The 17,826-nt window shown below is 40.3% G+C and carries 19 protein-coding genes; 8 read left to right on the top strand and 11 right to left on the bottom strand.

The annotated features are described in order from the left end of the window. Positions 1-106 precede the first annotated feature (106 nt). Complete coding sequence (locus ACLL8Z_RS10170; protein WP_411274669.1) at positions 107-556, top strand: acyl-CoA thioesterase; 450 nt, start codon at positions 107-109, stop codon at positions 554-556. Here the strand turns inward: ACLL8Z_RS10170 and ACLL8Z_RS10175 are convergent. The 3 genes from ACLL8Z_RS10175 to folB are packed head-to-tail and all read right to left on the bottom strand — an operon-like array spanning position 525 to position 2,924. Further along, a complete protein-coding gene (locus ACLL8Z_RS10175) occupies positions 525-1,157 on the bottom strand; it encodes an MgtC/SapB family protein (protein ID WP_411274670.1) in 633 nt (210 codons plus the stop codon). The genes ACLL8Z_RS10170 and ACLL8Z_RS10175 overlap by 32 nt on opposite strands. Before the next feature lie 2 nt (positions 1,158-1,159). After that, on the bottom strand, positions 1,160-2,557 hold the full coding sequence (locus ACLL8Z_RS10180) for an FAD-binding oxidoreductase (RefSeq protein WP_411274671.1): 1,398 nt from the start codon (positions 2,555-2,557) through the stop codon (positions 1,160-1,162). A 1-nt stretch (position 2,558) separates the two neighbouring features. Continuing rightward, positions 2,559-2,924 carry a dihydroneopterin aldolase gene (folB, locus tag ACLL8Z_RS10185; protein WP_411274672.1) on the bottom strand — a complete coding sequence of 122 codons (366 nt, stop codon included), beginning with the start codon at positions 2,922-2,924 and terminating at the stop codon, positions 2,559-2,561. Positions 2,925-2,993: 69 nt separating this feature from the next. On the opposite strand from folB, the gene ACLL8Z_RS10190 reads away from it, so the two are divergent. The 3 genes from ACLL8Z_RS10190 to ACLL8Z_RS10200 all read left to right on the top strand — a co-directional run bounded on the left by ACLL8Z_RS10190 (position 2,994) and on the right by ACLL8Z_RS10200 (position 6,240). Beyond that, a complete protein-coding gene (locus ACLL8Z_RS10190; RefSeq protein ID WP_411274673.1) occupies positions 2,994-3,758 on the top strand; it encodes a DUF1080 domain-containing protein in 765 nt (254 codons plus the stop codon). A 209-nt stretch (positions 3,759-3,967) separates the two neighbouring features. Further along, the gene (locus ACLL8Z_RS10195; protein ID WP_411274674.1) at positions 3,968-4,738 is read left to right on the top strand and encodes a Ku protein; all 771 of its coding nucleotides are present in this window, start codon (positions 3,968-3,970) and stop codon (positions 4,736-4,738) included. Positions 4,739-4,788: 50 nt separating this feature from the next. Further along, a complete protein-coding gene (locus ACLL8Z_RS10200; protein WP_411274675.1) occupies positions 4,789-6,240 on the top strand; it encodes a M48 family metalloprotease in 1,452 nt (483 codons plus the stop codon). Between the two features lie 79 nt (positions 6,241-6,319). Here the strand turns inward: ACLL8Z_RS10200 and ACLL8Z_RS10205 are convergent, their stop codons facing one another. Then, positions 6,320-6,616, bottom strand: a complete 297-nt coding sequence (locus ACLL8Z_RS10205; RefSeq protein WP_411274676.1) for a hypothetical protein — start codon at positions 6,614-6,616, stop codon at positions 6,320-6,322. A gap of 132 nt (positions 6,617-6,748) precedes the next feature. On the opposite strand from ACLL8Z_RS10205, the gene ACLL8Z_RS10210 reads away from it, so the two are divergent. Beyond that, entirely contained in the window at positions 6,749-8,032 is a 1,284-nt protein-coding gene (locus ACLL8Z_RS10210; protein WP_411274677.1) for a sensor histidine kinase, read from the top strand. A 59-nt stretch (positions 8,033-8,091) separates the two neighbouring features. Here ACLL8Z_RS10210 and ACLL8Z_RS10215 read toward each other — a convergent pair whose 3' ends face one another. The 3 genes from ACLL8Z_RS10215 to ACLL8Z_RS10225 all read right to left on the bottom strand — a co-directional run bounded on the left by ACLL8Z_RS10215 (position 8,092) and on the right by ACLL8Z_RS10225 (position 9,819). Beyond that, entirely contained in the window at positions 8,092-9,003 is a 912-nt protein-coding gene (locus ACLL8Z_RS10215; protein WP_411274678.1) for an SdiA-regulated domain-containing protein, read from the bottom strand. A gap of 47 nt (positions 9,004-9,050) precedes the next feature. Beyond that, positions 9,051-9,491, bottom strand: coding sequence for a DUF2147 domain-containing protein (locus tag ACLL8Z_RS10220; RefSeq protein WP_411274679.1), 441 nt, complete (start codon positions 9,489-9,491; stop codon positions 9,051-9,053). A gap of 139 nt (positions 9,492-9,630) precedes the next feature. Continuing rightward, the gene (locus ACLL8Z_RS10225) at positions 9,631-9,819 is read right to left on the bottom strand and encodes a DUF551 domain-containing protein (RefSeq protein ID WP_411274680.1); all 189 of its coding nucleotides are present in this window, start codon (positions 9,817-9,819) and stop codon (positions 9,631-9,633) included. A 186-nt stretch (positions 9,820-10,005) separates the two neighbouring features. Here ACLL8Z_RS10225 and ACLL8Z_RS10230 point away from each other — a divergent pair, with 186 nt between their 5' ends. Next, positions 10,006-10,419: a hypothetical protein gene (locus ACLL8Z_RS10230; protein ID WP_411274681.1), complete on the top strand. Its 414-nt coding sequence runs from the start codon at positions 10,006-10,008 to the stop codon at positions 10,417-10,419. Positions 10,420-10,716: 297 nt separating this feature from the next. Here the strand turns inward: ACLL8Z_RS10230 and ACLL8Z_RS10235 are convergent, their stop codons facing one another. Continuing rightward, positions 10,717-11,109 carry a hypothetical protein gene (locus tag ACLL8Z_RS10235; protein ID WP_411274682.1) on the bottom strand — a complete coding sequence of 131 codons (393 nt, stop codon included), beginning with the start codon at positions 11,107-11,109 and terminating at the stop codon, positions 10,717-10,719. A gap of 262 nt (positions 11,110-11,371) precedes the next feature. Here ACLL8Z_RS10235 and ACLL8Z_RS10240 point away from each other — a divergent pair, with 262 nt between their 5' ends. Then, positions 11,372-12,592, top strand: coding sequence for an acyl-CoA dehydrogenase family protein (locus tag ACLL8Z_RS10240; RefSeq protein WP_411274700.1), 1,221 nt, complete (start codon positions 11,372-11,374; stop codon positions 12,590-12,592). A gap of 85 nt (positions 12,593-12,677) precedes the next feature. Here the strand turns inward: ACLL8Z_RS10240 and ACLL8Z_RS10245 are convergent, their stop codons facing one another. The 3 genes from ACLL8Z_RS10245 to ACLL8Z_RS10255 all read right to left on the bottom strand — a co-directional run bounded on the left by ACLL8Z_RS10245 (position 12,678) and on the right by ACLL8Z_RS10255 (position 15,827). After that, the gene (locus ACLL8Z_RS10245) at positions 12,678-12,974 is read right to left on the bottom strand and encodes a hypothetical protein (protein WP_411274683.1); all 297 of its coding nucleotides are present in this window, start codon (positions 12,972-12,974) and stop codon (positions 12,678-12,680) included. 348 nt (positions 12,975-13,322) lie between these two features. Continuing rightward, positions 13,323-14,480 carry a diaminopimelate decarboxylase gene (gene lysA / locus ACLL8Z_RS10250; protein WP_411274684.1) on the bottom strand — a complete coding sequence of 386 codons (1,158 nt, stop codon included), beginning with the start codon at positions 14,478-14,480 and terminating at the stop codon, positions 13,323-13,325. A gap of 33 nt (positions 14,481-14,513) precedes the next feature. Continuing rightward, positions 14,514-15,827: an aspartate kinase gene (locus ACLL8Z_RS10255; RefSeq protein ID WP_411274685.1), complete on the bottom strand. Its 1,314-nt coding sequence runs from the start codon at positions 15,825-15,827 to the stop codon at positions 14,514-14,516. 162 nt (positions 15,828-15,989) lie between these two features. Between ACLL8Z_RS10255 and ACLL8Z_RS10260 the strand changes: the two genes are divergently transcribed. Next, the gene (locus ACLL8Z_RS10260) at positions 15,990-17,726 is read left to right on the top strand and encodes a phospho-sugar mutase (protein ID WP_411274686.1); all 1,737 of its coding nucleotides are present in this window, start codon (positions 15,990-15,992) and stop codon (positions 17,724-17,726) included. Positions 17,727-17,826 lie beyond the last annotated feature (100 nt).

Genomic DNA, 17,826 nt, shown 5'->3' on the forward strand with positions numbered 1-17,826 from the left:
TTGAGTCATTGCTGTATCTCCTATTGTTAGTAATTAATTTTCAAGAGAACAGAACAATAGGAATACCAGCGTGTTATGACTGTAGAATTACACACGACCTAACGACATGTGCACAATAGAAGGATATCATTATAAAACATCAATCCCAATAAGATTTGCTGATATTGATGCATTCGGTCACGTGAATAATGCTATATATTTGACCTATTTCGAAATTGCCCGCTCGGTTTATTGGAAGGAGATTATAAAGTGGGATTGGAATAGTATTGGAATAATTGTCAGAAAGTCGGAGATAGAATATTTGAAACCGATTTTACTCAATGATGAGATCTACGCCTATGTCCGAACTTCGCGGATTGGTAATAGCAGCTTTGATGTCGAATATATTCTGGTCAAAAAGAGCCTGGGAAAAGAAGAAATTTGCACAACTGGACTTACAAGCTGTGTAACCTATGATTACGGTCATGGAAAGTCAACACTTATACCGGTTTACCAGAAAAATAAAATGAAAGAGTTTGAAGCGCTTAATGCTCTAAGCCCAGAATTTCAGGTTTAGCTAAAAATTTATCTGTCAGCCTGCTAAAGTGTTTTTTATTCCCTCTCACTTCAATATTCGCTGTTAATTTACCGTCTGCTTTGGAAAAATGCATTACAGATGCTTTAAGTTTCTCAGCTTTTGCCATCTCCAGGATCAAGTCTATATTAAAAAGTTTATCGTCTTTAAAGGTAATGTAATAGTTGCTTTTATGGTTTATTGAATCGATTTGAAATTCGAGCTGTTCAAACCCACTGAGAACTATCAGGATAATGACGGTAAGCAGATAGGCCATATTATATTCTCCAATACCGACTACCATCCCAATAGCTGCTGATATCCAGATAACAGCTGCTGTTGTAAGGCCTTTTACATTGAGGTTTTCTTTAAAGATAACGCCGGCGCCTATAAAACCGATGCCTGTAATGATGTTCGCTGCTACCCGGTCATCACTACCGCCAATGCGCTGGGAAACCATCGTAAAAACGGTAGATCCCAGGCAGATCAATACGATTGTTCTTAAGCCCGCTGATTTGTTGTGATATTCTCTTTCAACGCCCAGCAAACCTCCGCAAAGAACTGAGACTAGCATTGTAGTTAAATCATTCCAGTCTATTACCATATTTAAAAAATTTTGCCGGGATTAAGTATTCCTTTTGGATCAAAGGCGCTTTTTATACCTCGCATTAAATTCAAATGAACATCACTATATTTAATACTCATAAACTCGCGCTGCACCAATCCAATTCCATGCTCCCCGGAGATCGTTCCCCCGAGGGATACAGTAAGTTCAAATATCTCACGAATACCATCTTTTAACCGGGTATTCCAGTCAATATCGCTCATATTTCCTTTAATTATATTAACATGCAAATTTCCGTCTCCAGCATGACCATAGCATATGGAGTCAAATCCGAAGCGTAATCCTATTTCCTTTATTCCACGAATAAGTTTGGGCAGCTCAGCCCTGGGAACCACTGTATCCTCTTCTTTGTAGATGGAATTCGATTTAACTGACAGCGGCATTGCCCGTCTCATCCTCCAAATTGCATCCTTTTGAGCCGTCGTATCAGCCAGCAATACTTCTATGCATCCATGGGATTCCAGAACCAGATTGATCTTTTCTGCGTCTGTCATTAATAAATCTAAATCATTACCATCCAACTCAATCATTAAAAACGCTCCAGCTCCAGGTTTGAGGTCGAATTGAAAATTGTCGTATTTAATAACCCATTCCACACTTTTCCTTTCCATAAACTCGAGAGTAGAAGGAGTAACGCCGGTCATAAATATCGAAGATACCGCAGCACACGCTTCTTCATTAGTAGAGAACGATGCGAGCATAATTAGGTTATCCTTAACCCGCGGTATTAATTTCAACACTATTTTAGTTATTATACCTAATGTTCCCTCAGATCCTATCATTAGCTGAGTAAGATTATATCCGGCAGCGTACTTAAGGGTGTTTGCTCCTGTCCAAATAACCTCGCCAGTTGGAAGCACAACTTCCAGGTTTAGAACATACTCTCGGATAGTCCCATATTTCACAACACGCGGCCCACCGCTTCCGTGGGCAACATTACCCCCAATGAAACAAGAGCCTTTACTTGAGGGATCAACCGGAAAAAGTAATCCTTTTTGTGCCGCCGCATTCATCAGTTCTTCAGTTATAACACCGGGTTCGACTGTAGCCTGAAGGTTCCGCTCATCGATTTCAATGAACTTGTTAAATTTCTCCATCGAAATGACTAAACCTCCGTGAACCGCAAGCGCGCCACCTGAAAGCCCTGTTCCAGCACCACGTGGAGTAACAGGTATCATGTTCTCATTACATAATAGCATTAAGCGGGAGACTTGATCTGTATTTATTGGGCAGACCACGATCTGTGGATAAAAGCGAAGATCTTCTGTTTCGTCATGAGCATATTTCTCTAGATGCTCACGTTTTGAAATAGCATTTCCTGTCCCGACAATCTCTGTTAAACGAAGGAGAATTTGATCTGATATTATATTAAAAGTCATCTTAACGATTATAATTAACTTCGATCGCCGAATTATGAACTACACCACCCAATGGGGGATTCATCTTTCGAATAACTACGCGGATATTTTTCACAGCCAGAAACTCATGCCGTATCTGGTCAAGTATGGCATGCGCCACCGTTTCTATCAGCTTTCTGGGGGTTTGCATTTCGTGTGATATGATGTGAAACAACTTTTCATAATTTACCGTATTTGAAATTTCATCTTCACCGGCAGTAAAAACTTCGAGCTCCGTATCAACATCAACAATGAATTCGGTGCCCAGTATTTGCTCTTCGGGATAATAACCATGGTATGCAAAAACCCGAACACCTTCTAAACTAACCTTTTGCCAAATTTTACCCATGACACAAAAATAAAGTATTTTGAGCATAGTGTTCCTTTTCCTTATATTAGGCATATAAAAATGTAAACTATGTTTAAAATCTCCTGTATCAGCACATGTTTAATGTTCACAGCTCTTATAGCAAACGCTCAGAGCAGAAATCCTAAAGACACAGAAGTGTGGACTCCTGTACCAAAGATCGTATCCGCTCCGGTCGATTCTCAGGTAGCCCCTGCCGATGCCATTATCCTTTTCGGTGGCAAAAATCTTAATGAATGGATAACAGTTAAAGACAAATCAGCGGCAAAATGGACAGTTTCTGATAATTCGTTTACCGTTAAAAAGGGTACCGGAAACATCCAGACAAAAAAAGCTTTTACGAATTATCAACTTCATATTGAGTGGAAAATTCCAGTAAATATTACTGGTGAGGGCCAAGCCAGAGGAAACAGCGGAGTATTTCTCGCGTCTACCGGAGGTGGCGATGGTGGATATGAATTACAAGTTCTTGACTCCTATAATAATGTAACTTACAGTAATGGTCAAGCCGGAAGTATTTACAAGCAATTTATCCCATTAGTAAATGCCTCCAGAAAGCCGGGAGAGTGGCAATCTTACGATATAATATGGACCGCTCCAGTTTTTAATGAAGACGGATCAGTTAAATCGGGTGCAAGAGTTACTGTTATGCACAATGGAGTTCTAATTCAGAATAATATTGAACTTACAGGAGAAACTGCTTATATAGGACCACCAGTTTATAAAAAGCACGGACCGTCGCCCATTAAATTACAGGATCATGGTGATCCAAGTCCTGCCATAAGCTTCAGAAACATCTGGGTTAGAGAATTATAACGTCTTCTGCAGGACCAGCGAAAGCGCTTTGGCCGGCCGACCCATTTCGAAGGGTGCGACAGGTGGCCTTGTATTGCCTGATTTCTTATACTTTATTATAACGGTTATTTACCTCTCCTTTCCTGATTCGAATGGTGCAAGCCGATGTCTTGTTACCCCATGCAAACCATTTCAATATTAGAATGTTTAAGTGGTAAAGCAGTTGGAATATGAGAGCAATCTGGAAAGGTTCGATTGGATTTGGCCTGGTAAACATCCCTGTAAAATTATACTCAGCCGTTCAGAAAAGCAGCCTGGACATGGACATGCTTGATGGCAGAGACCATTCGAGAATAAAGTTTCAAAGGATTAATGAAAACACGCGAAAGGAAGTCCCTTTTGAGAAGATCGTTAAGGGGTATGCCATAGACGATAATTATGTAATTATTGAAGATCAGGATTTTGAAGATGCCAGTCCTAAAAAAACGAAGATGATCGAATTGGAAAATTTCGTCAATATGACAGAAATCAATCCAATCTATTATGAAACTTCCTATTATTCAGAACCAGAAACTCAGGGACGTAAAGCCTATGCCCTACTCCTACAGGCCCTGCTTAGATCCAAAAAAGCAGGAATAGGGCGGTTTGTACTTAGAAATACTGAAAATTTGTGCGTCTTACATGCTCTTGAGAAAGTAATTGTGATCAGCAAAATCCGGTTTGCAGAAGAAATCAGATCGATGGAAGAAATTCTTAGCCCAACGGATATCAGTATTAACAAGAAAGAGCTTGATGTTGGGCTCGCTTTGATCGGACAATACACATCAAAATTTAAGATCGACCAATTTAAAGATGAATATACAAGTGACCTTTTAAAAATCATTAAGGCCAAGGCAAAAGGTAAAAGGGCATCAATTAAAAAACTTAAGCCGGAAAAAGCAACTAGTGATGACCTATACTCTCAATTAATGGAAAGCTTGAGTTCCCGAAAAGGGGCTTAACAAAATAATAAATGATGAATAATAAATATAAACCAAGTTTAGCTATAAAAATGAAAAATTATATTTTATTCGGTTTTCTTACCGGTTCCCTTTTTCTTGTAAATGCTTGTGCTGTAAATCCTGTTACCGGGAAAAAGCAAATTGTACTGATGTCAGAAGCTCAGGAAATTGCTATGGGAAAACAATCAGACCCACAGATAATAGCGCAATACGGTCTTTATGAAGATAAAAACCTTCAGGACTTTATAACCCAAAAGGGTATAGCTATGGCGGCAATTTCGCACCGCCCAAATCTTCAGTACGAATTTAAAATAGTCGATTCTGAGGTAGTAAATGCTTTTGCAGTTCCGGGGGGATACGTTTATTTCACGCGTGGAATAATGGCTCACTTTAACAATGAAGCTGAATTTGCAGGAGTTTTAGGACACGAAATCGGACATATTACAGCACGACACACGGTGTCCCAACAAGCCAAAGCAATGCTAGGACAAGTGGGTTTAATAGGAAGTATGATACTTGTCCCCCAACTCGGCCAATTAGCGGAACCATTATCCCAAGGATTGGGAGTTCTGTTTTTGAAGTTTGGTAGGGATGCTGAAAGGCAATCTGATGATCTTGGAGTAGAATATTCGTCCAAGATAGGCTATGATGCCCGGGAAATGGCTGGGTTTTTTAACACCCTACAGCGTAAAAGTGCGGGATCTGAGAATGCGGAACTTCCAGATTTTTTGTCTACGCACCCAAACCCGGAGGACAGGAACGTAGCAGTAAATAATCTTTCCGTCGAATGGAAAAACAAGTTAAATTTGACAAATCCCCAGGTAAACCGCGATTCATACTTAAGAAAAATTGATGGGATTATCTATGGTGAAGATCCGAAAGGAGGATTTTTAGAAAACAATATATTCTACCATCCAGTGTTAAAATTGCAATTCCCTGTTCCGCAGGGCTGGAGCTACGAAAACACACCCCAACGGGTTCAAATGGCTCCCAAAGACGGACGGGCATTAATGATGATGACATTTGCTCCAGGGAAAACTCTGGATGAAGCCGCCAATGCTGTAGTTCAGCAAAATAACTTGCAGGTCTTAGAGTCGAATAGAGTAACCGTTAACGGCTTAAATGCGCTTGCGCTAGTCGCCGATGTTAAACCCCAGCAGCAAGGGCAGGCATCAACGGCAAGAACACTAACTTATCTGATTGAATACGGAGGAAACATCTATATGCTTCTTGGGGCCTCTTCACCGGCCGACTTTAATAATTATTCTCAGACGTTCTTACAAACAATGCGGAACTTTAAACAGCTGACTGATCCTCAAAAGATTAATAAACTCGCTGATAGAGTTAGAATTAAGACAGTCAAACAAACAGGCACCTTACAGCAGGCACTTACCAGTTATAATGTCCCACAGAAACGGCTGGAAGAAATTTCCATTCTGAACGGGATGAGTTTGACGGAAAGAGTTTCGCAGGGTTCTCTGATCAAAGTGATAGAGCCATAACCACCGAACAAAAAAAGCCCAGATATAATAATATCCGGGCTTTTCAATTGGCTATTTGACAAGCCAAATTTCCAGAGAATTAAATATCATTCTCGCGTTCAACTTTTTTAGTAACAGTAACTCGATCAGTAGTTCCTGAAGTACTCTTACTGCTGCTACTGCTACGTGTTAAGGCAACAATTATTATAATAATAACTGCCGCACCAACTATCCAGACCCATGGTTCAACAGTAGTTGTTTCCGTTGTAACGGTACTGCTGGATCTGGTTGATGTTGATGTGCTCGAGCTATCTTGCGCATTTACTATAGCACTGTTGAAAGCAAGGAAAAGGATAGCGTACAAGCTCTTCAATTTAGTTAATTTTAAAGTTTCCATTGAATTTTCGTTTAGTTAACAATTTATTATTATCTCAACATTTATATTCCAAAAAAGTTTCCGTATCATTAACCTTGCTAAACGATTTTTTTATTCCGTTAAATATGTTTTTAACAATATGTTTAAACTTGAATGCCTTTTAAGAAACCTTTACTTTATTTAACTGGTGATTATTCAAAGTTTTCACTCGAGACCAGAATATTCCATACGTTTTGCCTCGTTGCAATAGCCGCACTGGCCTACTGTGTTCCCCTTAATTTTTATCTAGACCTGCCGATTTCCGCCTGGTTATCATTGGCGGCAATGGTGGTTCAATTCACTCTCTTTTTTTTGTCAAGATTTCTGAACAAAACAAAACTGAGTATTGTGCTTTCGATAGTGATCATACATGTAGTCCTTATCTTTAATTATATTCATAATTCCGGAAGCGGTGGTCCAACCCTGTTACTGTTGCTGGCAGTATTTTTTATGGTCAGCGCCGTCTCTGAGCCCGAGGCATACAAATACTGGTTATCACTTAATGTTTTCATTGCTCTAGGGCTGACATTAATGGAATATTTTTATCCAAACATCATTCAAAGCATGTACGTAAGCCGCTTTACCAAATTTGGTGATGTGGCGACGAGCTATTGCTTATGCACACTTACAATCCTTATAGGGCACCTTTTTATCAAAAATAATTATTACAAAGCGCAGCGTCGTTTAGAAGCTAAAGCCGAAGACTTGGAAGGGATAAATCGAACGAAAAATAAAATGTTTTCTATTATATCTCACGATCTTAAAGCTCCTATCGCATCAATACAAAGCTATCTCGAAGTCTTATCCGAAGTGGACCTTGATCATCAGGACAGGAGGAAAATTAAGGGTGATTTGATGACAATGACCCAAAATACTGATATGATGTTAACAAACCTCCTTATGTGGTCGAAGTCTCAAATGGAGGGTATTGTCCTGGATAAGCAGCTATTAGACCTGGAAGAAACGATTGGTCCGGTAATCGAGGTTTTCAAAACTATTTCCAGTCGGAAGGAAGTTGTCCTGTCATATTCAATTGATCCGAAACTTCAGGTTTACGGTGATAAGAACATGTTACAACTGGTGATCAGAAATATTCTGAGCAATGCGATCAAATTTACCCATCCGCATGGAAGCGTAACTCTTGAAGCAGGATACGAGAATTCGAATTGCCAAATAGTTATAAAGGATACTGGCACCGGAATGTCTGATCAAATAAAAGCAAGTATTTTTAGTATAAAAGCAGAATCTTCTTATGGCACCAAAAACGAAAAAGGCGTGGGTTTAGGTCTTAGTTTAAGCAAGGAGTTCATTGAACTTCAGAATGGCTCCTTGAAATTTGAAAGTGAATCAGGAGTTGGAACTACATTTTTCATTTCACTTCCGCTTTCAAAAAGTTAAGAATTTCACCCCGATAGCAAATAGTAGAAAGTTGAACAGGGCAGATCAAAATATAATATTTACTTATTTAAAAGCTCCACCTGAAGTATATTTCCTTCTTTCTTATTGCCCTCATTAGAAATGTACAATTTTCCATCTGGACCAAAAGAAATACCCTCTGGCTGAGGAAAATCTTTTTCATCAAGCTCATATAAAGAAAGCATTTTGCCTTCCGGGCTCATAATTAGTAGCTTTGGTTTGGTTCCTTCAAGAATGTAAAGATTACCATTAATGGGATGAATATCTATATCTGACGGACTTATTGAATTTTTCGCTTTGCCTTTTTTGATGTCGCCGAAAATTTCGTGTTTCAGGTCTATTTTGAATACGGGAGCTTCAGGCATCGTTTTAGTCGTCAAATCAAATGCATAAATGCCCTTGAAATCCGAACTTTCAGAACTAACTTCTTTCGCGGCAATAAGTAACCTCTTATTCTTTTCATCATAGGCCAGACTTTCGCTATCCTGCTTTTTAGAGAGCCTTGTTTTATACATTTTCACGCTTCGTTTATCGCCTGAATAATTTTCAATTCCGAATAATACACCGTCAGCCCGCAACACGTATATAGTCTCCCCAACAACGGCTATTCCCTCATAATCACCGTTAGGACCAAATGGTATCTCCTGATCTATCTTGTTCTGGCGAACATTGAAAATAAACACTTTCCCAAGCTCATCCTGAACACATGCAAAATGATCTGCATCTAACCATGCTATACCAGAAACTTCCAGCAAACTTTTTGGAAGCAACCATGAGATAATCACATTTGCACCCACCTTTCTATCAGGGTCTATAATACCGGGATTCTCATTTTTGTCAGGATTTTTATCCGACTGGTCCTTCCTATCCAAGGTTGTAAACCGAACTATTGCCGCTATAACAAGGGGAATTAAGATTATAGCAATAATTTTAATAGGTGTTTTGTCAACCATTTATTTCATTTTAAGTCAAAAGCCATAATATTTAAACTGCTTTCATACTATTTAACTCTACTCCAATATTGAGTTTTACCTATCAGGCTAATACCCATGAAAGCTCTAATTTCCAATTTACCATTTCCGTCTATTGATAATTTACAGCTATATTTTTTACCAGATCGTGGATCGTAAACGGTTCCGCCATCCCAAACTCCGTCACCTTTATAGGTAAAATCACTAAGAGCCTCCAGACCTAAAATCGGCTGGGATCTTAATGATTCCGAAGGGTTATTCTGATCAGTTTTTGGCTTCCCTGAGTCGCTATTTTCTTCTTTTAACCAAACGATCTTTCCGTTATAATTTTCGCCACTCTTAGAAATTTGAACCTGCGCGTTTCCGTGCTCACTTTGCCACATTCCGAGCACAGCATTTACATTTTGCGCTATACACGGCATCGAAAAAAGGATAGGTGTCAACAAGGCTAATATTATTCTCAACTTCATAATAGAAAAAATTAGGTAGATGTTTGACCCGATCAACGGGTTAAGAGCAAGTCATTAGCATTTCCGCCTGTTATGCAAAAACAATGCCGGGGAGGCTAATTGTCAATAAAGATTCTAATTTTTGGGAATCTTGTGACAATCAGCTTTTTGATGGGAATGGTGGCAAAGTCATCCAGTGGCTAAAGTCTTCGAGAGAGACTTTGTCGTTAGCAACTACAAACTTGTGATATTTTTCACTGTAATATCCAAAATATATTTGACCTCCATCGAACAGGAGTACATCTTTTGCTTGCTCAGGCAATTCATCTTTTACTAATTTCCAATCCATAAGTAAAGATATAAACTATTATCGAAAGAGGTTTAGCTACGACAAATTCCCATCACTTTTTGACTTGCAAAAACAGAAATACGGATTGACTATTAGACAATTAAGCAGCATTTCAGATTACTTTTCCTTGCAATTCTCATTGTTAAACATTAATTTTCTTATACCTAAACTTAAAATCACATAAGTATGAACACAAAAACACTTATTAGCGGGATTGTAACAGGTATTGTTATTTTCTTCGTAGGGTACCTTATTTATGGAATTGTAATGATGGATTATTTTGCGTCAACAATGCCGGTTTATCAAGGGCTTGTCAAAGACCCGATGGAGATTTGGGCGATTGGGGTTGGAAATTTGATCTATGGAATCTTATTGGCGTGGAGTCTGAATGCTGCAGGTATATCATCAGCATCCCGGGGCGCTTCCTATGGTGCGATTGCATTCTTTTTGTACGCAATAGCAACTGGCTTTATTATTTATGGGCAAATGAATTTGTCTACCATTCAATCCATTTTCGTCGAAGGACTTTGCAGTGCAGTAATGATGGGAATTGGTGGCGCGGTTGCGGGCTGGATGTTGGGGAGGCCGGTGAAAAGTTAAGATCAATAATTTTGATAAGACAAGGGTGTCCAGGATGTTTGGGCACTCTTTTTTATTCGTCTATATAATATTTGCCGATAACTCCCAAGGCTAATGGCTTCTGGATATGGACGAGAAATATGACGCTTGGAATGATTGCAATTTCCAGGTTTCTTTCCGCTTGAAATCAAACACTGGTATTGTAAAAATCCGGAGTTTATTACGATGTTTAATGTTAAACACATCGTGAGATGATCTTTGGAAGTACGGGCTAAAACTGGCGGGGACTATAATATATAATTTTCGTAAGAACTTCTGTTATAATTCAGGAGCAGCTTCTTCAGAATTACCCCAAACAAATGGTGCAACCGGAACCATCGCGTTTTTTGCTTTGATAAACTTTAAGTCAACCGGGATATCAGCATCAGGTTCGCCGAAAGTGAACTGAGCGTTCGGAACGAGCAGGTGTCTAATTTCAGTAATGTTGTGTGCATCTTCAGGAGATCCCCATACAAATGGTGCGACTGGAACCAGGGCGTTTATTGCTTTACATTTAATTCCGTCCGGTGCAGCAGTCTCAGGGTCTCCCCAGATGAAAGGCGCAACCGGCACTACAGAAGTTTTTTCTCTGTTCTTGATTTTATCATCAGCCTTGCTGCTTAAAGATAAGGCGATTAGAGCGATTGTTGTAAGGGTGTATAATGTTTTCATGACTTTATGTTTTTAATATTTCTTGTTTGCTTTGTTGATCAAATGTACCCCAGTATTCCTCTGCGGCCTATCACTAATTGGCAGGCACAGGTCAATACTCGGTGAAAGCAGGAGAAAAATCGGTGGAAGAGGTGTGAGGTATCAGGTATTGGCCTTTTCGCCGGTACAAATGGTCATATAACCCACCCCTCAAGTTCGAGAGCCTACTTGATACCTGATACTTGATACTTAATTTTTATTAATTTTGAAAAAAGAATTCTTTATGCCCTCAGAAACTGAAAAGCTTAACCAGATACACAAATCCTCTAAAAAGGATCTATATGAAGCTCCTGACTACTATTTGATAGATGAGTTATTAAATGACGAGCATAAACTCGTCCGTGATAGTGTGCGCAACTGGGTGAAGAAAGAAGTCAGCCCGATAATTGAAGATTTCGCTCAAAAAGCGCAATTTCCTAAACATTTGATTCCTGGGCTTGCTGACATTGGCGCCTTCGGTCCTACTATTCCGGTGGAGTACGGTGGTGCCGGACTGGATTATATTTCTTATGGCTTAATTATGCAAGAGATCGAGCGCGGCGATTCCGGCATCCGTTCGACCGCATCTGTTCAGGGTTCGCTGGTGATGTATCCCATATATGCCTATGGGTCTGAAGAACAAAAAAAGAAATACTTGCCCAAGCTAGCTTCCGGTGAGTTTATAGGCTGTTTCGGCCTGACCGAACCGGATTATGGTTCTGACCCGGGCAGTATGATTACCAATATAAAAGATCAGGGCGATCACTATTTGCTAAATGGTGCCAAAATGTGGATCTCCAATTCTCCTTTTTCGGATATCGCCATCGTCTGGGCTAAAGATGAAGAAGGGATTATCAAAGGACTTATCGTGGAGAAAGGCATGGAAGGTTTTTCTGCTCCGGAAATCCACGGAAAGTGGAGCCTGCGTGCGTCTGCCAGCGGCGAACTGGTTTTTGATAATGTTAAGATACCAAAGGAAAACCTCTTACCTAACGTATCCGGACTGAAAGGGCCCCTGGGCTGCCTTAACCAGGCTCGGTATGGCATAGCATGGGGTGCTCTTGGTGCAGCCATGGATTGTTACGATACAGCGCTACGGTATTCTAAGGAACGCATACAATTTGGCCGCCCAATCGGCGGATTCCAATTGCAACAAAAGAAACTAGCTGAAATGATTACAGAGATCACAAAAGGACAGCTGCTGGTTTGGCGTCTCGGTGTCTTAAGAAACGAAAACCGGGCTACCCCGGCCCAGATATCTATGGCCAAACGCAATAGTGTGGAAACTGCAATGAACGTTGCCCGTGAAGCACGCCAGATGCTTGGCGGAATGGGAATTACCGGAGAATATCCGGTAATGCGTCATATGATGAATTTAGAGTCTGTTGTTACGTATGAAGGAACGCATGATATCCACTTGTTGATTACGGGAATGGATGTTACGGGGATAAATGCTTTTGTATAAAAAGTTGGAATAAGGAACAAAACCTGTCTACCGGCAGGCAGTAAACAACAAGGTCGTGGAATAATATGCTCCTTTGTTCCATGTTCTATTTTTTGTGTTCCTTCAAATACGCAGATATTGCCGCATTATAAACCCTACGCCCTGGTTCGAGGGTGGCTTTAAAGGTTGCTTTCTTTTCCGGATCATTAATGATGGATCGGGCGTAGACAATAGCATCAGCAAACAAACTTTGCTCTGCTTTCTGGCTATCAGTAAACTCAACGTTGCCCATATCGGGGTACTTACATAAGAATGTATTATTTCCGTAAGTTTTAAGCACCATTTGTTGATTAAAATGACCGCTGGTGCCTTCCATTATCTTGTTATCCTTATAACGTGCCATAATTGACAATCTGTTATCTTTTGTGTAGCTAAATATCGTCTAAGGCAGGGCTTAGGAAGCTCCATCCTACGTTTATCCTACGTTTATCCTACGTTCGACCGGCCTTTATAATATTGTTCGATTTGTGATATAAATAGTTTGGTTCCGGAGTTTTATCCGTTAGAGGCTAACATAAACAATATAAGAAAAAGGAAGCAAAATACCAAGGAATTTTTAAAAAAAATGCTCCGATTAGCAGCAACAAACTATTAGTAAGGCTATATTGGCCGGCTAATTACTCAGACCTCAGACCTCAGACCTCAGACCTCAGACCTCAGACCTCAGACCTCAGACCTCAGACCTCAGACCTCAGACCTCAGAATATTCCGACCTCACAATATCCCTCAAATTATACCCTGAAGCCATCACCTGCCCATAAGCCCCCGCAGTTCTTAGTATGACAAGGTCGCCGCGCTTTGAAACAGGAAGTTCAACTTCCTTTCCAAGCCAGTCAGTACTTTCGCAAATAGGACCCACAACGTCATATTTGAGTTTGTCAGCGCTTGTACCTGCCGACATATTTTCAATTTTATGGTAAGCCTGATAAAGAGCGGGGCGCATCAATTCAGTCATGCCCGCATCGAGTATTATAAAGTTCTTCTTTAAGCCGTTCTTAACGTAGAGTATCCTGCTGATTAGATTTCCGCATTGGGCGACAAGTGCCCTGCCGAGTTCGAAATGAACTTGTTGGCCCGGTTTCCGTTCCAAAAATTTATCGAATACTTCAAAATAACTTGCGAAATCGTTAACAGCTGCGGCGTCAGGGTTATGATAATCTACCCCTAACCCACCCCCCACATTTAGGATCTGAAGTTGAAAACCGTGGTCTTCAAACCAATGGCTTAATTCATTAGCCTTGACACAAAGACTTCGAAATATTTCAAGTTTTGTAATCTGCGAACCAATATGGAAATGGATTCCTATCAGTTTAAGGTTTTCTGATCTCTTCAACTCCTCTATACATGCTTTCAGTTCCCACTGGTTTACACCAAATTTGTTCTCTTCGAGTCCGGTAGTTATGTAATGATGCGTATGGGCATCCACATTAGGATTGATCCTGATGGCAACCCGCGCAGTTTTTCCAAGTTTAGCTGCGAGTGCATTTATCACCCCAAGTTCCTGAACAGATTCAACGTTAAAGCAATAGATATTTTTATTTAATGCTTCAATTATCTCTTTGTCAGATTTTCCGACACCAGCGAATACTACCTTTTCAGGGTCGAAACCAATCTCAATAGCTTTCCTAACTTCGTTGCCGCTGACACAATCTGCACCAAAGCCCACAGTCTGAATGGCTTGTAATACCCTCTGATCGAAGTTTGCCTTAAATGCATAATGGACATGAAAGCCATATTTATCTGCTGCAGATTTACAGACGTTTAAAGTCTTATCAAGTAATGCCATATCATAGTAGTAAAATGGCGTATCAAGACCTTGGAAACGTTTTAGTATTGAGGGATCAAACATATAGTCAATTGAATCAGCGCGAGGCTGATTGAGTTATTCAAATAAACGGTTGTGCAGAGAACGCAGGGCTTCAACTTTGTGCTTGTCGTCCAGTAGCATGGATATATTATAGCTGCTTCCCCCGTAAGATATCATTCGAATAGGTATGTGCTTAAGGGCTTCGAAAACGCGTGAGGCATAACCATGCTTATCAGCGGCGAAATCACCAACTACACACACAATGGTTTGGTTACTATCTATTTCAACGGTTCCAAAATTGTTCAGTTCTTTTATTATTTCATCAAGATTGCGGGTGTCGTCAATTGTTACCGATACTGCAACTTCAGAAGTTGTGATCATATCGATCGGCGTTTTATAGCGCTCAAAAATCTCGAATACTCTTCTTAGAAAACCGTAAGCAAGAAGCATCCTGCTCGACTGAATTTTAATTGCTGTAATACCATCCTTTGCAGCAATGGATTTTATTTTACCACGCTCGCTCTCATTAGTTATTAGTGTGCCCCCGGCCTCCGGTTCCATTGTGTTGAGTAAGCGAACCGGGACTTTGTATTTCTGAGCAGGGAAAACACTTTGGGGATGAAGTATCTTTGCACCGAAATAGGCAAGTTCCGCCGCCTCGTCAAACGAAAGCTGTGCAATAGGTTTTGTACCTTTTACAATGCGCGGATCGTTATTATGCATGCCATCAATGTCAGTCCATATTTGCACTTCTTCAGCGCGGATTGCTGCACCAATGAGTGAAGCTGTATAATCACTGCCTCCGCGGCGAAGATTGTCGACCTCACCAAAAGCATTTCTGCATATATAGCCTTGAGTGATGAATAATGTTTCTGATGGATCTTCATCAAGCAGCGGCTGCAGATGTTCAGTGGTATATTCAATTATGGGTTCATTATCCTCATCGATTTTCATAAAATCAAGGGCAGGCAGTAATTTCGATCTAACTCCTATTTCTGTAAGATAGATGTGGTATAAGGTTGTCGAAATCAATTCTCCCTGGGCGAGGATGATCTTTTCTTCAATAGTGGTAAAATGCTCATTGGCAAACGAAGCAATCAGATTAAAGTGGTAATTTATCAGGTCATTACCATTCTCCAGCCCCTCTTCTGTGGCAAAAAGCTCTTTAACGAATATCTCATATTTGTCTTTTAGCGCAACGGTAAGATCGGAAGCTAAATTTTTATCTCCCGAAAGGTAAGCCTGGGCAATTTCCAATAGGCTATTTGTAGTACCCGATACTGCAGAAAGCACAACAATTTGCCTATTCTGTGGTTGAATAATGTCTAATAACTTTTTAATGCGATCGGGACTGCCGACTGAGGTTCCTCCGAACTTTAATACCTTCATTTAATCGTTGAATTTTAGAATGCAGCAAATGATTTTTATACTTGTGCAATGTGCAGCTAAAAATAGAAAAAAGGCGCTAAATTTCCACGAATAGTGTAATTTAATTAGCAACAAATAGTCTGGTTTAGGGTTGTTTATCATTATACCAAAAAACAATATTCCATGGAAAACTTAGAACCATCAGTTTCAAGTAAGATAAATCAATGGCTCGAAGGCAACTATGACGCCCAGACTAGAGCAGGAATACAAAACCTCCTGGATTCAAAGTCTTTTACCGAACTTACAGATTCCTTTTATAGGGATTTGGAATTCGGTACTGGCGGCTTGCGAGGAACCATGGGACCGGGAACAAATCGAATAAATAAATACACAATCGGCTCTGCAACCCAAGGCTTATGTAATTATCTCATTAAAAAATATCCCGGAGAAAAGATCAAAGTTGCTGTTGCACACGATAGCAGGAATAAGTCGGATTATTTTGCCAACATCACCGCTGAAGTCTTTTCGGCCAACGGGATACACGTTTATTTTTTCAAAGAGCTTCGTCCTACACCCGAACTTTCATTCGCCATCAGACATTTAGGCTGTAAGAGTGGAGTCATGATTACCGCATCACATAATCCGAAAGAATACAATGGCTATAAGGCTTATGGAGCCGATGGGGGTCAGTTTACTTCGCCCGATGACAGAATGGTAATGGACGAAGTAGCCGCTGTAGGGAGTATAGATAATGTAAAATTTGATAGAGTTGATGCAAATATTGAACTTCTCGGCGAAGAAATCGATCAATTATATCTGGACAAGATCACTGAACTTTCGGTCTCAGGCGAGGCGATACAAAGACAAAAAGACCTTAAGATTGTATTTTCACCGATTCACGGCACGGGGATAACCTTGGTGCCAAAAGCTTTGAAAAGCTTCGGCTTTACGAACGTTACTATTGTTGAGGAACAGGCAACTCCTGACGGTAATTTTCCCACAGTTATTTATCCGAACCCAGAAGAAAAAGAAGCACTTACTTTAGCTCTGGCCAAAGCAGCAGAAATTGATGCAGACCTGGTTCTTGCAACTGATCCGGATGCCGACAGGGTTGGGATTGCTGTTAAGAACACCGAGGGCGAATTTGTGCTTCTGAACGGCAACCAGACAGGAAGCCTTCTTATTAATTATATGTTAACCGTATGGGAAGAAAATGGGAAGCTCACAGGAAATGAATATATCGTATCAACTATCGTCACCACTCCTTTGATTATAGATATCGCCAAATCAAAAAAAGTCGATTTCTATGAAACCCTCACCGGCTTTAAGTGGATCGGAGCCATAATGACTGAGCTTCAGGGAAAGAAAACCTTTATAGCCGGTGGAGAAGAAAGCTACGGATACCTCGTAGGTGAACTGGTTAGGGATAAAGATGCCGTTATTGCCTGCGCGTTCATTGCTGAAATGACAGCCTATTACAAAGATAAAGGGAGCAGTTTGTATGAAGCGATGCTTGATATGTATCAGAAATATGGTTTCTACAAAGAAAAACTTGTGTCATTAACCAGGAAAGGCAAATCCGGTGCCGAAGAGATTAAAGCAATGATGGAACGATTTAGGACCAATACACCTGCTTCGCTTGGGGGCTCAAAAGTTGCAACACTGAAGGATTATGAACTTGGTAAAGAAACTGACATGGTTTCCGGTAGCTCAAAGAAATTGGATTACCCGAAATCGGACGTATTGCAATTCATAACGGAAGATGGTTGTATCATTTCGGCCCGGCCTTCAGGCACCGAACCTAAAATCAAGTTTTATTGCAGTGTGAAAACAAGCCTCGCTGATAAAAGCGACTTTGCAGCAAAAAGTAAAGAGCAGGATGATAAAATAGAAAAAATTATGGCAGACCTGACTAGCTGATAAGAGATAATTGCTTTTCAAGGAAGTATATTTGCTGATGAAATACGCATCATCGCACTATTGTACCAGTCTGTTGGTTACATTTCTTTTTAAGACAAGA

Source organism: Daejeonella sp. (genome assembly GCF_046590655.1).
Classification (GTDB): domain Bacteria; phylum Bacteroidota; class Bacteroidia; order Sphingobacteriales; family Sphingobacteriaceae; genus Daejeonella.